The organism is Fructilactobacillus carniphilus (assembly GCF_024029675.1).
Taxonomy (GTDB): domain Bacteria; phylum Bacillota; class Bacilli; order Lactobacillales; family Lactobacillaceae; genus Fructilactobacillus; species Fructilactobacillus carniphilus.
The window spans coordinates 49461-65051 of sequence record NZ_CP097121.1 but is presented as its reverse complement, the minus strand read 5'-3'; the positions used below and the strand labels follow the sequence as shown (position 1 = coordinate 65051).

Genomic DNA, 15591 nt, shown 5'->3' with positions numbered 1-15591 from the left:
TAATTATGCTTTAAATGTAGCACATTCTGGGTAATTCGACCACTAATAAAGTACTAATTTTCCTTATTTATTTTGTAACTCGTGTTGTTGCACGTCTAAAACTTCTTGATACGTTTTGGTAATCCACTTAACGTATTTCTGATTCTTCGGAATGGTTTCCGTTACTTTTACCACCGGTACATCGTGTTGTCGGGCTAACTTGACCATCTGACCAACCGTTTTACTATCGGTTTGGGTATTATCAACAAAGAACGCGATTCGATGGTCCGTAATGTCTTTTTTCATTGCCTTAATGCTAGCGGGCGATGGGTCCACTTCCTTTTGGGTTGCATTTTCAAAACTCTGGTTGTTAACTTCATAGCCCATCGCCTGTAAGGCATAATCAAAGACCGGTTCACTCACATCGACCTTCCGATTTAACTGGTGCTCTTTGAGGTTCTGCCGGCTAGTAGCCGCTAACTGGTTCACCTTTTGCAGGCGATCTAAGTAGTCCTGTCCGTTTTTCGTAAATTCTTGTTTGTGGTTGGGCTGCAACTTGCTGGCGTCTTTGACCAACTGGTGAACCACTTTCGGTGCGGTTTGCGGATTGTACCACAGGTGTTCGTTATCCCCATCCTTTTTGTTCATTAACTTACCAACGTTCAGCTTGACCGCTGCATCGCTGGCATTTTGATCCAACTTGTTCATCCAATCATCGTACCCGATTCCGTTTTGAATGATAATGTTAGCGTCACTAATCTGATTGGCATCCTGCGTGCTCGGGTTAAAGTCGTGCGGATCCACCCCACTATTTACTAGCGATTTCACCTGACCATGTTTCCCCACTACGGCTTGGGCCATCTGCCCGTAAATGTTAGTGGAAGCAACCACCTTGATCTGCTTGGGATGAGTCTGTTGCTGCGTTTGCTTTTTACTCGTACTACAAGCAGCTAGTCCCACCGTACACAACAGTGTTATCAAAACTAGTGCAACTCGTCGTAATTTTGCCATTTTCCCGTTTTCCCCCTATAATAAAAATAGTAATATCGATGCATTAATCCCCATCGCTTCAATTTCGTTTAATAATATAACACTGTTATCTAAATTATCGCAACCATTTATCTAGGAGTTTTTTCATGACGACTAAACAATCTACTCACGATCTGCTGTTACAAGCAGGCTTAGCGGCCTTTTTAGAGCACGGCTACGAACAAACGACCCTCAGAGAAATTTGTCGTAAAGCTCATCGCACTACCGGCGCCTTTTATCAATACTTTGCATCTAAAGCTGAGTTGCTGGACGAACTCATTGCCCCGTTGTTTAAGCAGCTCACGACTGATTATGAACACCAACTACAGCATGGCTTAGATCAACTTACGCGACACAACGCAGCTTCCTTTTGGCAGAAAACGGTCTTAAACCTCGATCAGGTGATTAGCGCGCTCTACCAGGACTCCGAACTAAAGCAGCTCCTTCTCTTTCGGACCGATGGTTCCCGCTACGACCAGCTCGCAGAAATTGCCACCCAGTACTTTACTACCAAGATCATCCAGGTCATTAGCGTGATGCAGGAACGGGGGATCATCGCAATTACCTTCCAGTTTAATTACCAGGAACTCCACTTCCACGCCTTCTCCTTTTATGCCACCGTCTGTGACATTCTCAAGCACGATTATCCCCAGCAAGAAACTCTGGTGCTGACCCACAACCTGGAACGTTTCTTCACGCCAAGTTGGCTCAAATGGCTGGGTTTACCGACCCCAAATTCCTGAGGCGAATCCTTGAAATTTGGCGCGGTGAAAATGCTATAATGAGGGCGTAAAAGCAAAGGAGGAAATTAATCATGAAGATTATTGCTTACGGAATTCGTGACGATGAAGCACCATATTTAAAGGACTGGGAAGCACAACACCCAGACGTTGAGGTCAAAAGTGAATCCCAGCTCCTTGATGAAGACACGGTCAAAGAAGCAGAAGGCTTTGACGGGGTCGTCGCTTACCAACAAAAGCCTTACACCAAGGCAGTATTAGACCAACTAGGTCAATACGGGGTCCACGCGCTCTCCTTACGAAACGTGGGAGTTGATAACGTCGATGCTGACGCTGCCAAGGCTAACGACATTCACGTTACTAACGTTCCGGCTTATTCTCCATCTGCAATTGCTGAACTAGCCGTGACCGAAATGATGCGGCTCCTCAGAAATACGAAAAAATTTGAAGATAAAATGCGGCACGGGGACTTAACCTGGGCTCCAGACATTGCCGAAGAAATGAACCAACAAACGGTCGGGGTTTACGCCACCGGTCGAATTGGACGCGAAGTGGTTAAGATTGTGAAGGGCTTTGGCGCTAAGGTCATTGCCTACGATCCATTCCCCAACTCTGAACTGCAAAAAGAAGGCATCTACGTTGATACCCCAGCAGAGTTATACGCAAACTCCGACATTTTGACTTTGCACGCCCCCGCTTTAAAAGAAAATGACCACATGATTAACGATGAAACCATTGGGCAAATGAAACCTGGTATTCGGATTATCAACGCCGCTCGGGGTTCCTTAATTGATACCGATGCTTTAATTCGTGGTTTAGACAGTGGTAAAATTGCTGGTGCCGCCCTGGACGTTTACGAAGACGAAGTGGGCGTCTTTAACACCAACTTCGGTAGCTTCGACAAGATTCCAGACGCTCGGCTCAAGGACTTGATGCAACGCGATAACGTTTTAATTACGCCACACATCGCCTTCTACACGAAGGTCGCCGTTAAGAACATGGTTCAATTTGCCATGGATGCTAACTTATCCCTGTTAACCACCGGAAAATCTGATAAAGAAGTAAACCTTTAAATTTAAGGGTTTAACTAGCGGTTTGCTGCTCCCGTTTTGGGGCGGAGCAAGCCGCTTTTTATTTTTTCTTAACATTCTCGTGGACAAATCAGGTAAAATCTTTTATAACTAACTGTGAATCTTTTAATTTCACAACCAAACGGAGGAACTTATGAACCAACTGTCCTTAGTGATTATCTTACTGGCAGCCCTGTTAATTCCCTTGCTGCTCAGCCGCTTCAAAATTTCTGCGTTACCGACGTCCGTCGTAGAAATCCTGGTCGGAATTATTCTCGGTCCCAGTCTTTTGAACTGGATCAATCCGCATGATACCATTTTATCGTCCCTATCAAGCATTGGGGTGATTATCCTGCTGTTTCTAAGTGGGATTGAAATCGATTTTGACCTGTTTCGACCGAAGACCAAAAACCCCAGTCAACTGGAACAAAAGGCTCGGCAACAGGTGTCCAAGTACACGCCGGTGCGCTTAGCCATTTACGGTTACCTGACGATTGTAGTCCTTTCCTTTGCGCTCGGGTACCTGACCAAAATCACTGGGATGTTCAGTGACGTCTGGCTGGCCTCCATTCTGTTTATGACCATTTCATTAGGGATTGTACTGGCGGCCCTCAAGGAACGCAGCGCGCTCAGTACTCCCTTTGGGCAGACTATTTTGCTAATCTCGGCGCTCGGAGAAATCGTGCCAGTCTTTGGCTTAACCATTTACGCGTCCATCTTTGGATCAGATTCCAAGTCACTGTGGCTGATTTTAATTCTCTTTGCGGTCGCTGCCTTGATTTTAATGCGGTTTCACAACTTCTTTGATTACTTCGATAAGATTAATAAATCCACCACGCAAATCGACGTTCGGCTCGCCTTCTTCATCATTGCCCTGCTTTCCGTGGTAGCTGTGACGGTGGGTTCTGAAGCCGTCCTGGGGGCCTTTGTCGGTGGGATGGTTTACAAACTCTTGAAACCATCCGAATCAACCAAGGACAAACTAGATTCCATTGGGTACGGGTTCTTCATTCCCATCTTCTTCATTATGAGCGGAGTTGGTCTAGACCTTAAAAAAATCCTGGGGGATCCCAAGGCGCTCTTGCTAATTCCCTTAATTTTATTGGGATACTTAATTGCCAAAATGGGGCTCTACCCAATTTTCCGGCTCCGGTTTAACCGCCAGAACTCGATTGCCGGGATGGCACTACCAATGACCACTTTAACCATGGTGCTAGCCATCTTGAGCGTGGCCAACAACATGAAGGTCCTAACCAGCCAACAATCCGGGGCCTTCTTACTGGCCGCCATCATCACCTGTTTAATTGGACCCCTGGCGTTCAACCACTTCTTCAACCCGAAGGCTGATATTTACCACAAACTAAAGGTCAATATCTTTGGGGTGAACCTCACCACCATGCCCGTTGCCCAACAGTTAGAGAAAAGTTGGTACGACGTCAATATCTACACGGATCATGAGCAAAATTTCAAAACCTTTCACAGAGAAGCTAAAAACGTCCACTTGTTACCGAGTTTGGACGTCCAACAGCTAATTAACCAAGCTGACTTCGACTGTGACATTGCCGTTTTTGCCTACTTTGATTCGGAAACGAACTACCGGTTGGCGAAGGCTGCTAAGCAATACGGGGTCAAACGGGTGATTGCCCGGTTTGAGGACCGCAATATTTTAAACAAACACGAAAAGGAACTTACCAGCCTCGGGGTGGAAGTTTACAACACCTTTGCCATTAACATTGCCATGCTGCGCGAAATGATTGAGGTCCCATCAACCTTCAACATGATTAAATCCAACAGCATCGAACTGCACGAAGTTAATCTCCAGAACCGGAAATTTGTCGGCACGCGCATTAAAGACCTCCCGTTTGGGGAAGGCATTACCGTCAACCGGATCTTCCGAGACAAACAAATTATCCAACCCACTGGAGATACCATCCTGCGCCTAGGTGACAAAATTATTTTCTCTACCGATACGGACGATAGTGCCAAGATTCGGGAAGAAATGGCAAAATTAAATTAGCATTTATGCAAAAAACCGCTCAGAAAATTAATTCTGAACGGTTTTTTAGTTTATTTCAATGCTTGGAGTTGGTGCGTCAATGACTTAGTTTGGGGGTACACTTCGTGGTACAACCGGTAAATCTGGTTGTAGCGCGCAACGTTCGCCGGAATTGGTTGGTAAACCTTGTCAACGTGCACAAACTGGTCCGCGCAAGCTTGGTAATCCGGATACCAACCGAGGCCAACCGCGGCAATCATGGCCGCTCCCAAACCGGGACCCTGTTCGTTGGCTAGTTTTTGCACGGGAACGTTGAAAATATCAGCCTGCATTTGTAGCCACATGGGACTCTTGGCTCCACCTCCGATAGCTACCACTTGCTGGAAGTGCGCGCCAGCCTGCCGATAAATTTCCAGTAAATCCCGGAAACTAAAGGTGACCCCCTCAATCACGGCACGGGTAAAGTCGCCCCGTTTTTGGGTGGCATCAATCCCAATGAAGCTTCCCCGCACGTCTGCATCTGCGTACGGAGTTCGTTCCCCGACGATGTACGGCGTAAAGAGTAACCCCTTGGCACCGATTTCTGATTCTGCTGCTCCGGCCATCATCTGGTCAAAGGTAATGTCTGAACAGAAGGTCTTTTTAAACCAACTCAAAGAATAGCCGGCTGCGAGTGTCACTCCCATCGAGTAGTAGGCATCGTTAACCACGTGGTCTTCCATTTGGACCTGGCCGTGATAGGCATCCGTCGGTTGATCTTCATACTTCAAGATTACTCCGGAAGTCCCAATGCTAGAAAGCACTACTTCGGGACGAAGAATTCCGGCTCCAAGGGCTCCACAAGCATTATCGGCTCCCCCAGCAAAGACCTTGGTTGCTTGACTCAAGCCCGAGAATTCCGCGTATTCAGCGGTAATCGTTCCTGCTTGGTCGTCCGAATGCAGCAGGGGTGGAAGAATGCTTTCTGGAATGCCTAACCGGTCACAAATCTCCGTACTCCATTGATTCGTGTGGATGTCTAGCAATGTGGTTCCGGTTGCATCAGAATAATCAATCCCCAGTTGTCCCGTCATCCGATAGCGCACGTAGTCCTTTGGCGTTAAAAAGACGGCTGTTTGCTGCCATAGTTCTGGTTCGTGCTTTTTCACCCACAAGAGTTTTGGCAACGTGAACCCTTCGAGCGGCCGGTTCCCCGTAATTCGCACGAACTCGTCGCCCATAATCTGTTCAATTTCTTCGCGTTCCGCCGTAGTCCGGGTGTCGTTCCACAAAATGGCGGGCCGTAGCACGTGGTAATCCTGATCCAGGAGCACTAAGCCGTGCATCTGGCCGGAGTAGCTAACCCCGGCAATGTCATTGGGGTCAATGTGATCATCCAAAATCAAACGGACAATGGCGACCGTGGTCGACATTACCCAGTCGTTGGGATTTTGTTCACTGTAACCTGATTGGGGTTGGCTTAACGGATAGTCAAACGACTCCTGGGCAATAATCTTTCCGGACCGATCCACCGCAGAAACCTTCACCGCACTGGTTCCCAAGTCAATTCCTAACACACACTCTGTCATAACGTTGTCCTCCTCATCTTCTTTTCTCTATTATAGATGATTTAAGCGCTTCCAACGCAAAAAACCACCCCATTTGGGATGGTCTTTTGCTTAATTGGTGGCCTTTGAGGCAATTTCTAGTTCAATGTGATAATCAGCCGGTTGTTCCAGAACGCCCCGACGCCCTAACTGTTTAAATTTTCCGCCGGTTAAGTACGCCGCAGCTAAAAAGATTTGGACGTGATTAGCGTCGACTTGGTCAATGCTCTGCAACCCAACTTGAGTCACCGTTCCGATTGGTTGCGCATGGGCTTCGTTGAGTCCCGCATACACCACGTGGTGACCGTTTTCGGCCTTCATGGCAAAGTACGGCAAGAGGGTTCCCTGACCAATGGCATCCACCCGTGGTTCGTGTTGCAAGCGTTGCTTCAACTCCCGATCACTTAAGCCTTCATAGTTAGCTTTCAGCAGTCCTTGTTGTAACAACTCAGCAGCTAATTGGTTGATGAACTGTTGCTCTGGTGCATTACTAGTTAACTTACCGGGCATCGTTTTACGCTTATCGTAAATCCCATTCGCAGGGATGTTGCGGACCTTAGGGCCTTGTGCCTGCGGCTGTGGTTTAATGTGCAAGATCTTGTAAATCCAGGGAGTTACGTCAATCTTAGAGGTCCGATTGGTAAAGTAATAAATCGTGTTCAGGTACAAGAAGTAGGCCAACACCACCGTCACCACTAGAAGGAGTAAACCGCGCGCCCAAAAACCATTCGCGAGGAACCGGTAGGTAATGTAAGCCATGTAGAGTTCTCCTAAAAACGACAAGATGTCGTAAAGGCGACCCTTAGTCCTTGGTTCAATATTGATATACCCTAGCCACGAATTAATCGCATCTAAAAAGCTAAACATGCTTAGTTACCCCCTTCCTGACTCTGATTGTTGCTAGTTGAGGACGAGCTTGCTGGTTGATTGGAAGTGGAACTACCTGTACTTCCTGAGCTTTGTTTGTTGTCAGAATTAGAGCCACTCGTTGTCCCTGATTCATTCTTCTGGGTGTCGTTCGTGGTGTTATTCTGGTTCTGCTTAGTGGTATCGCTGTTCGTTTCTGAATTGTTTTTAGTCTCGTTATTCTGCTTTGTATCAGTTTGATCCGTAGTATTTTGTTTTTGATCAGTCTTCTGATTATCGTTATTCGTGGTGTTGTCAGTCTTATTCTGATCCGTTTTGGTGGTATCATTTGCCTGATTTTGCTTATTCGAATTATTCTGATTGTCATTAGTGGTTTTTTGGTTGGTAACCTTCGCCCCTTCCTGGGTGTGGGTCACCTTATTCGTCACCACGTTTGTTGTTCCTAACGCCAAACAAATGGCGAAAATGGCAAACGGCGTGATGAATGGTGGAATGCGATTCATAACCTCAGCTCCTTTACAACCTAGTATCGCAAAGCGCATTTAAAAATTGCTTAACCGTTGTTTAATTTTTCAATAATTTGCTGCAGTTGCGCGGTGGTCTGCTCCCACTCCCGGTTGGGCAGATAAATCCCCACGTCTTTCAACTCTGCTGGCAACTCCAGATCGCGCTGGGTTTCAGCGCTATGTAACCGCGCTTGCACGGCAGCCGGAGAATCACCCCGTTTCAACATTCGCCGGTGTAACTCCGCCGTTTCCGGCACGGCCAGGTAAATAATCACGGCTTGCTCACCGAGCCGTTTTCGATATGTCAATGCTCCCTGGGTATCCAGCACGATCGAAGCCAGAGGGTTTTGTTGCCACACCCGGTCCAGTGCCTCTCTCGAGGACCCATATTGATGACCAGCATAGTGCACGGATTCTAAGAGATCCAACTGGTTAAAACTCGCCGGCGTTTCAAAGTAGTAATGGACTCCCGCTTGCTCGTGTGCTCGCGGCGGTCTGGTGGTATGTGTGATGATCTTGGGAATCCCGTACTCCGTCGCTAAATAATTTTGCACGGTCGTCTTCCCGGCGCCCGCCGGACCCGTTAGTACGATGATGTAATGTTGCTGTGGTTGGCGTGATTTCATCACAATTCCCCCGGTTTCTAATTTATTTTTTAAGCCCCCACTTTAACATAATTGGTGACAAAATGGTGGTTAAGATGATTACGAAAATAATTTCCGAGTACAAATGGTTCGATAGTAAATGACTGCTAAGTCCGACCTGCGCCACAATCAGGGCCATTTCCCCTCGCGAAACCATCCCGGCTCCAATCACGTTACTATCCTTCCAGCTAAAGCCAAAGGCGCGCGCGCCCAGGCCACAGCCGACCCACTTGGTGAGCAGAGCCACCACTGTCAATAAGATCACGATTAAGAACCCATTCCAACTGGTAACCAACTTTAATTCTAACCCCACGGAGACAAAGAAGATGGGAATTAGCAAGGCATAACCAATGATGTTCGTACTGTGTTCAATCGTGTCCCGGGCGGGCGTAAAGCCGACGGCGATTCCGGCAAAGAAAGCCCCTAACACGGAACTTAGGTGGCACACCTCGGCCAGTTCGGCTAAGGAGAAGCACAACACGATTCCAATGATGGCTAGCGCAATGTCATCGTGAAAGTACATCCCGATTTTAATGATTTCTGGCACCACCCACTTCACCATCACGAAGAGGAAAATCAGGTAAAGAACCTGCAGGCCGATCACCAGGGCGATGTTGCCACCGCCCGTAAAGAAACTGGTAAACAGGCTCAGCAGCACGATTGAGATGATGTCATCGACTACCGCGGCCCCCAAAATCACCGCTCCGGCCACCGACTGCAATTTGCCGTATTCCTGCAGCACGGCCACACTAATCGAAACGGAGGTCGCTGAGAAAATTACCCCCCAGAACAACGCTTCGACCATCCCCTGCTTGAGCAGCATTCCCAGTCCAAAGAAGACCAGCATCGGCAACACGACCCCGCAGACGGCAATCCCCGTGGCGGACTTCAAGTATTTTTTAACCTGATTGAAATCGCACTCCAGTCCGGCTAAAAACATCAGTAAAATAATCCCGAGATCGGCGCTCACCGACAGAATCTCGTTTAACTTGACCCAGTTCAGTAACGCCGGGCCAATGATGATTCCGGCAATAATCTGTCCGACCACGCTGGGGAGCCCGATCCGACTGGCTCCGTATCCAAATAACAGCGCGGCGACTAGTACAATCCAAATGCTTCCTAAATATTCCATTCTTACCTCAACTTTGCTCTTTTCTTGTCAATCTAATTACTATCTTACACACTTTCGATCAGTTTGGGTACTCCGAGAAACTGCTCGGTGTGGACCCCAGCTCTAATCGTGGTATCATACAGTTAAACTAATAAAGTAGGTGGAAAAGATGAAAACAGGAACAAAAATCATTACCCTTGAGAACGGTTATCACTTATGGACCAACACGCAAGGAACTGGCGACATTCACTTGCTCGCTTTACACGGTGGCCCCGGTGGCACCCACGAATACTGGGAAGACACAGCCCAACAATTACAAAAACAGGGCTTAAACGTCCAGGTCCACATGTACGACCAACTGGGTTCATGGTATTCAGACACGCCCGACTGGGACGACCCTGCGGTAGCGAATAACATTGAAACCTACGACTACTACGTCGACGAAGTAGAAGAAGTTCGGCAAAAATTGGGCCTCGACAACTTCTACCTGATTGGTCAGTCCTGGGGAGGCGCCCTCGTACAACTGTATGCCGCTAAGTACGGTGACCACCTGAAGGGAGCTATCATCTCTTCCATGGTCGACCGGATCAGCGACTACACCGACCATCTGGCCCAAATTCGTAAGGAAGCCTTAACTCCCGACGAATTAGCTTACATGCAAAAATGTGAAGCAGAAAATAACTACGATAACGACCGTTACCAGGCCCTCGTGACCCGGTTAAACGAACAATACGTGGACCGGAAACAACCGGCAGCCATTGCCCACCTCGTCGACACGATGAGCGTACCGCTTTACAACGCCTTTCAGGGTGACAACGAATTCGTGATTACCGGAAAATTGAAGGATTGGAACTTCACCGACCACTTAAAGGACATCCAAGTTCCAACCTTGGTTACCTTTGGGGAACACGAAACAATGCCACTTGCAACCGGAAAACGGATGGCGCAGATGATTCCTAACGCCCGCTTTGCTTCTACTCCCAACGGTGGTCACCACCACATGATTGACAACGCGCCCGTGTACTACGACCACTTGGCTAGTTTCATTCGTGACGTGGAAAATAACCAATTTTAATTTAACGCAGCACACTAAAAAGCCTAGCAGAAACCAATCTGCTAGGCTTTTTACTATGCAATCAAGATTGCACTAATTGAAAATTATTCTGCTTCAAAGTTGGTGATTTCCTGCAATAACGACGCCTTAGTGACTTCGTCCGCAAAGGAATGGCGCACGGCGTTTTGGTTGCACAGGCGCAATTGGTCCTTGGTCAAGCCATCGTGGTGCGCCAGCTGGAAGTATTCCTCCGTTAAAGTAGTGTCAGAAACGGTCCGGTTGTCGGTGTTAATGCACAATGCTTGTCCCTGGTTTAACCATCGTTGTAACGGGTAATCCTCGATCCGGTCCAAAGCTCCGGTTTGACAGTTGCTGGTGGGGCAGCCTTCGATGCAGATCTGCCGTTCCTTTAACAGGCGTTCAGCTTCCGCGTCCCCATTGGCGGCAATCCCGTGCCCGATCCGTTGGCTTCCCGCTTGAATCGCTTCGACCACGTTGTGAGCACAACCACATTCACCGGCATGTAAGGTCAGTTGCACGTCTAAGTCGGCCACGGCTTCCTGCAGGGCCTGTTCGTATTCGGGAACGAATCCGTCTACTTCGGGACCCGCGAGGTCAATCCCCGCCACTTGGTCTTGGACTTCTTCAAGAGCCGCAAAATCGTGGTGCACGGCGTCGCCATCTTCCGTTCGCATTCCACACACAATCAAGTTCCCTCTGATCCCATAGGTCCGGTAGGCTTCGTCCATTCCGGCGGCCACGGCTTGCACCGTTTCTGGAATCGTCAGTTGTCCCTGGGTCGAAAGAACCGGGGCAAAGCGTAGTTCCAAATACACCACGCCATCTTGATGCGCCTGTTCCATCACGTCATAGGCAGCGCGTTGTAAGGCTGGCACCGTTTGTAAAAAGGGCAAGACAAAGTCAAAGGTCTTTAGGTACTCCTCTAAGTTCTCACACCTTTTGGGCGCCACCATTTTGCGGGTCAACTCCATGAGGTTAGAATCCACTGCCATTCCCTGGCTCCGGGCAATTTGGCGCAGGGTGTGGGGGCGAATCGAACCATCAAGGTGACAATGAAGTTCGGCTTTGGGGAATCTTTGAATCTCAGCTCGAGTTAACATTTTATTCCTCCTCAGTTCAGAATTTGCTTAAATTGGTACTATGTTACCGAATTCTGAGTTAGAATGCAACTTGAATCAAAACTGACACCAGAAAAAAAGCGAACCATTTGCGGGGTCGCTTTTTAATTTATTCGGTTTAACTCAAACTCAGTTTTTCCACGTCAATCACTTTATCAGCCAGGCCCTCGGCAAAACTCTCCTCGTGACTCACCACGATGACGTTGCCCGGGAAGCGCTTAATCGCCTGCTTTAGTGATTCCTTGGTTTCATCATCCAAGTGGTTGGATGGTTCGTCTAGAATCAAGAAGTTGCTGGGTTCAAATTCCAGCAAGGCTAGTTTAACTTTGACCTGTTCACCCCCGGATAACGTTCCAATTGGTTTAAAAGCGTTCGCGGCGTCTAGGCCGGCCTGGGCCAACTTAGTTCGAATTTCCTTTTGGGTCAGCTTCGGGTACTTGTTTTGAATCAACTGCATCGGTTTTAAGTCTGGATCATCCCAAACTAAATCCTGGCTAAAGTAGCTGACCTTAGCTGAGGGCGAAAAGTCTGCCTCTCCACCTAGAGCTGGGATTAAGCCCAAAATGCTCTTGATCAAGGTCGACTTTCCGACCCCGTTAAATCCCTGTAAGACCACCTTTTGGTCCGTATCAACCGAGAAGGTCACCGGGGCCAGCAACGGTTGCTCATATCCAACCGAGAGTTGGTTCACAACCAGCGCGTTTTGCGATCCCGTTTCAGCATACGGAAACGCAAACTCAGCCTTAATGTTACTCTTGGGTGGTTCAATGACGTCCATCCGATCCAACATCTTTTCCCGGGACTTCGCCATCGTCGACCGACTCCCGGCCTTGTTCTTTTGAATGAACTTCTTGGCCTTGTCAATCTCAACTTGCTGCTTCTCGTATTCGCGTTGTTGGGTCTTTTCCTTTTCGGCCCGTTGCCGCATTGCTGATTTAAAATCGCCCCGGTACTTGGTAATCTTGCCAAACGCCAGGTTAATGATGCAGTTCGTAACTGGTTCTAAGAAATCGTAATCGTGAGAAATGATAAGCGCAGCACCGTCAAAGGAGTTTAAGTAATCCTCGAGCCACTTAATGTGAGCTGTATCCAGGTAGTTCGTCGGTTCATCCAACAACAATACATCCGGATGTTCCAGGATCAACTTAGCCAAAATAATTTTAGACCGTTGTCCGCCACTCATCTCGGCAATTTCGTGGTCCCGACCGATGTCGTCCAGTCCCAGCCCACTAATCACTTGTTCAATTTTGGTTTCCACTTCGTAAAAGCCCTGGGCGTCTAATTGCCCAGACAAACGAGTCGCTTTTTCCATTAAACTATCATCCATGGTTTCCGCGTACCTCGTGTACAGTTCAATCATCCGATCGTTCATCTCGTACAAATCGGCAAAGGCGGTATGCAGGAAATCAATCAGAGTCATCCCCTTCGGAATGTCCACGTACTGATCCAGATACCCAATTTTGGTTCCCTTTTGCCACTGAATGGAGCCGGTCACCGGGAGTTCTTTGCCAGTCAAAATCTTAATCAGTGTGGATTTTCCCACTCCGTTTTGACCGACCACTCCCATGTGTTCCCCTTTATTTAACTGAAAGTTGGCGTTTGAATATAGTTGCTTATCCGCAAAACTCATACTCAAATTAGATACTTCTAAAAGTGCCATTAATCTCCCTCATATTCCGTGTTTTAATCCATAACTACTACAATATCATCTAGCTGGATTTGGAGTCAATCAATATTAATGTTATACTGGTACGTATCTTTTTGAAAGGAGTTGAAATCTTTGCGCGTAAAAGACGTCGATCAAGTGGTAATCACGGTTGATGACCTAGAAGCTGCTCGTGGTTTTTACCATGAAGTTTTAGATCTGCCGGTGCTAGCTGAAACGGAAACCAAACTTTTGTTTCAATTAGGAAAACAGACGTTGGTATGTCAGTTACCAACCGCTGCCGGCCTACAGTCGGCTCACCCGACCGTTGGTTCTACGACCCTAAGCATCCTCGTAAAGGATTCTTTAGCAACGATTGAAGCGCACTTAGCCAACTACTTTATTGATATCGTTGCTGGTCCCCTTGATCGGCAACTGACTAAGCATCAGGGACATTCGCTGTTGATTAACGATCCAGCCGGAAACCTGATTGAAATTAAAGAATCCCAATCAAATTAGAAGTTCGTTTTTAAGAAAGGAATTTAGTTAAACTTTATGGAGAAAAATACAACGAAAGTCAAAAAGACCAAGATGTCTTTATTTAGTGTCGTCATGTTGGCACTAAGTTCGATTATCGGTTCTGGATGGCTCTTTGGGTCTTGGGAAGCAGCCAAGATTTCTGGTCCCGCTGCCATTATTTCATGGATTATTGGAGCCATCGTGATTGGTTCCATTGCCTACGTTTACATTGAACTGGGTACCATGTTCCCGGAAAGTGGGGGAATGAGTAAGTACGCCGGTTATACCCACGGGCCGTTGCTAGGTTTCATCGCCTCGTGGGCCAACTGGGTATCCTTGGTAACCTTGCTTCCCATCGAAGCTGTAGCCGCCGTCCAATACATGAGTTCCTGGCCTTGGAGTTGGGCAAGCTGGACCCACGGCTTTGTTGCCAACGGAACGGTTACAACCATTGGTTTATTCGCCGTTTTCGTGTTCATCTTGATTTTTACATTATTAAACTACTGGTCTGTGAACCTGTTAACTCGGTTTACTAGTTTAACCTCGATTTTCAAACTGGTGGTTCCATCAGTTACCATCATCATGTTACTGATTTCTGGTTTCCACATCGGTAACTTTACCAACGCCAACTTCGGTGGTTTCTTACCATACGGAACGGCTCCAATTTTTGCCGCTACCACGGTTTCTGGAATTATCTTCTCTTACAACGCCTTTCAAACGGTGATTAACGTGGGAGACGAAATTACCAACCCCAAGAAAAACATCTGGCGGGGAATTGTAATTGCCCTCTTAATCAGTATTGTAATCTACGTAATGCTGCAATTTACCTTCATCGGAGCCATTAAGCCGGACATGTTAGCTAAGGTTGGTTGGCACGGAATCAACTTCGAATCACCGTTCGCCGACTTAGCCATCATGTTAAACATTCACTGGTTAGTAATCCTGCTGTACTTGGATGCGTTTGTTTCCCCATTCGGAACCGGAGTTTCCTTCGTGGCCTCAACCAGCCGGACACTTGCTGCTATGACTCAAACTGGTCACTTACCGAAGTTTTTAGGTAATATTGACAAAAAGTGGGGAACTCCACGGGTGGCCATGGTTGCCAACTTTATTATTAGTTGTATCCTGGTTTCCGTATTTAAAAACTGGGCGATCTTAGCCAGTGTGATTTCTACATCAACACTGATTGCTTACCTAACTGGTCCGGTAACTCTGGTTGCTTTGAGAAAGCACGCACCTGAGTTCAAGCGGCCCGTTCGGATTAACATTGCGGATATCATTGCCCCATTTGCCTTTGTTTTGGCTAGTTTAGCCATCTACTGGGCAATGTGGCCAACGACAGTGGAAGTAATCCTCGTAATCGCTCTGGGATTACCGTTCTACTTCTTCTACGAAGGAAAGCTGAACTGGAAAGATTCCAAGAAGAAATTCAACGGAAGTTTATGGATGCTAGTTTATCTAGCCTTCATGTCGTTCTTCTCTTACATTGGATCGACCCCGTTCCACGGTCAAAACTGGGTCCACTATCCGTTTGACTTCGTAGTCATCATCATCGCTTCGCTACTCTTCTACTACTGGGGAGTTAATAGTTATCAAAACACCGAAGAAATGGCACACGCCAAGATGGTTAACGATAAAGTAAAACCCAACTAAATCTAGTATAATAATGGCATGAGAACTCGCTTCTCATGCCATTATTTAAGTTC

The 15591-nt window shown here is 47.4% G+C and carries 14 protein-coding genes; 6 read left to right on the top strand and 8 right to left on the bottom strand.

The window, feature by feature from the left end:
- Nucleotides 1–63 precede the first annotated feature (63 nt).
- Nucleotides 64–990, bottom strand: a complete 927-nt coding sequence (locus M3M37_RS00310) for a metal ABC transporter solute-binding protein, Zn/Mn family (RefSeq protein ID WP_252795224.1) — start codon at nt 988–990, stop codon at nt 64–66.
- A gap of 125 nt (nt 991–1115) precedes the next feature.
- On the opposite strand from M3M37_RS00310, the gene M3M37_RS00305 reads away from it, so the two are divergent.
- The 3 genes from M3M37_RS00305 (at nt 1116) to M3M37_RS00295 (ending at nt 4835) form a co-directional block, all read left to right on the top strand.
- A complete protein-coding gene (locus M3M37_RS00305; RefSeq protein ID WP_252795223.1) occupies nt 1116–1751 on the top strand; it encodes a TetR/AcrR family transcriptional regulator in 636 nt (211 codons plus the stop codon).
- Between the two features lie 71 nt (nt 1752–1822).
- The gene (locus tag M3M37_RS00300) at nt 1823–2821 is read left to right on the top strand and encodes a D-2-hydroxyacid dehydrogenase (protein WP_252795222.1); all 999 of its coding nucleotides are present in this window, start codon (nt 1823–1825) and stop codon (nt 2819–2821) included.
- Between the two features lie 151 nt (nt 2822–2972).
- Complete coding sequence (locus M3M37_RS00295) at nt 2973–4835, top strand: cation:proton antiporter family protein (RefSeq protein ID WP_252795221.1); 1863 nt, start codon at nt 2973–2975, stop codon at nt 4833–4835.
- A 50-nt stretch (nt 4836–4885) separates the two neighbouring features.
- Here M3M37_RS00295 and xylB read toward each other — a convergent pair whose 3' ends face one another.
- The 5 genes from xylB to M3M37_RS00270 form a co-directional block, all read right to left on the bottom strand.
- Nucleotides 4886–6382, bottom strand: coding sequence for a xylulokinase (gene xylB, locus M3M37_RS00290; RefSeq protein WP_252795220.1), 1497 nt, complete (start codon nt 6380–6382; stop codon nt 4886–4888).
- Between the two features lie 90 nt (nt 6383–6472).
- A complete protein-coding gene (locus M3M37_RS00285; RefSeq protein WP_252795219.1) occupies nt 6473–7267 on the bottom strand; it encodes a DUF6681 family protein in 795 nt (264 codons plus the stop codon).
- A 2-nt stretch (nt 7268–7269) separates the two neighbouring features.
- The gene (locus M3M37_RS00280; RefSeq protein ID WP_252795218.1) at nt 7270–7770 is read right to left on the bottom strand and encodes a hypothetical protein; all 501 of its coding nucleotides are present in this window, start codon (nt 7768–7770) and stop codon (nt 7270–7272) included.
- A 50-nt stretch (nt 7771–7820) separates the two neighbouring features.
- Nucleotides 7821–8399, bottom strand: a complete 579-nt coding sequence (locus tag M3M37_RS00275; RefSeq protein ID WP_252795217.1) for a guanylate kinase — start codon at nt 8397–8399, stop codon at nt 7821–7823.
- 22 nt (nt 8400–8421) lie between these two features.
- Nucleotides 8422–9549 (bottom strand): cation:proton antiporter, encoded by a 1128-nt coding sequence (locus M3M37_RS00270; RefSeq protein WP_252795216.1) that lies wholly within the window; start codon nt 9547–9549, stop codon nt 8422–8424.
- A 148-nt stretch (nt 9550–9697) separates the two neighbouring features.
- Between M3M37_RS00270 and M3M37_RS00265 the strand changes: the two genes are divergently transcribed.
- The gene (locus M3M37_RS00265; RefSeq protein WP_252795215.1) at nt 9698–10603 is read left to right on the top strand and encodes a proline iminopeptidase-family hydrolase; all 906 of its coding nucleotides are present in this window, start codon (nt 9698–9700) and stop codon (nt 10601–10603) included.
- An 83-nt stretch (nt 10604–10686) separates the two neighbouring features.
- Here the strand turns inward: M3M37_RS00265 and add are convergent, their stop codons facing one another.
- Together add and M3M37_RS00255 are read right to left on the bottom strand one after the other, a co-directional pair.
- Nucleotides 10687–11703, bottom strand: coding sequence for an adenosine deaminase (add, locus tag M3M37_RS00260; protein ID WP_252795214.1), 1017 nt, complete (start codon nt 11701–11703; stop codon nt 10687–10689).
- A 136-nt stretch (nt 11704–11839) separates the two neighbouring features.
- A complete protein-coding gene (locus tag M3M37_RS00255; protein ID WP_252795213.1) occupies nt 11840–13381 on the bottom strand; it encodes an ABC-F family ATP-binding cassette domain-containing protein in 1542 nt (513 codons plus the stop codon).
- Nucleotides 13382–13501: 120 nt separating this feature from the next.
- Between M3M37_RS00255 and M3M37_RS00250 the strand changes: the two genes are divergently transcribed.
- Both M3M37_RS00250 and M3M37_RS00245 read left to right on the top strand, forming a co-directional pair.
- On the top strand, nt 13502–13885 hold the full coding sequence (locus M3M37_RS00250) for a VOC family protein (protein ID WP_252795212.1): 384 nt from the start codon (nt 13502–13504) through the stop codon (nt 13883–13885).
- Nucleotides 13886–13921: 36 nt separating this feature from the next.
- The gene (locus M3M37_RS00245) at nt 13922–15538 is read left to right on the top strand and encodes an APC family permease (protein ID WP_252795211.1); all 1617 of its coding nucleotides are present in this window, start codon (nt 13922–13924) and stop codon (nt 15536–15538) included.
- Nucleotides 15539–15591 lie beyond the last annotated feature (53 nt).

Bases quoted from the DNA above. Each gene is read 5' to 3' on its own strand.
- M3M37_RS00310 (WP_252795224.1), bottom strand. From the start codon at position 990: ATGGCAAAATTACGACGAGTTGCACTAGTTTTGATAACACTGTTGTGT.
- M3M37_RS00305 (WP_252795223.1), top strand. From the start codon at position 1,116: ATGACGACTAAACAATCTACTCACGATCTGCTGTTACAAGCAGGCTTA.
- M3M37_RS00300 (WP_252795222.1), top strand. From the start codon at position 1,823: ATGAAGATTATTGCTTACGGAATTCGTGACGATGAAGCACCATATTTA.
- M3M37_RS00295 (WP_252795221.1), top strand. From the start codon at position 2,973: ATGAACCAACTGTCCTTAGTGATTATCTTACTGGCAGCCCTGTTAATT.
- xylB (WP_252795220.1), bottom strand. From the start codon at position 6,382: ATGACAGAGTGTGTGTTAGGAATTGACTTGGGAACCAGTGCGGTGAAG.
- M3M37_RS00285 (WP_252795219.1), bottom strand. From the start codon at position 7,267: ATGTTTAGCTTTTTAGATGCGATTAATTCGTGGCTAGGGTATATCAAT.
- M3M37_RS00280 (WP_252795218.1), bottom strand. From the start codon at position 7,770: ATGAATCGCATTCCACCATTCATCACGCCGTTTGCCATTTTCGCCATT.
- M3M37_RS00275 (WP_252795217.1), bottom strand. From the start codon at position 8,399: ATGAAATCACGCCAACCACAGCAACATTACATCATCGTACTAACGGGT.
- M3M37_RS00270 (WP_252795216.1), bottom strand. From the start codon at position 9,549: ATGGAATATTTAGGAAGCATTTGGATTGTACTAGTCGCCGCGCTGTTA.
- M3M37_RS00265 (WP_252795215.1), top strand. From the start codon at position 9,698: ATGAAAACAGGAACAAAAATCATTACCCTTGAGAACGGTTATCACTTA.
- add (WP_252795214.1), bottom strand. From the start codon at position 11,703: ATGTTAACTCGAGCTGAGATTCAAAGATTCCCCAAAGCCGAACTTCAT.
- M3M37_RS00255 (WP_252795213.1), bottom strand. From the start codon at position 13,381: ATGGCACTTTTAGAAGTATCTAATTTGAGTATGAGTTTTGCGGATAAG.
- M3M37_RS00245 (WP_252795211.1), top strand. From the start codon at position 13,922: ATGGAGAAAAATACAACGAAAGTCAAAAAGACCAAGATGTCTTTATTT.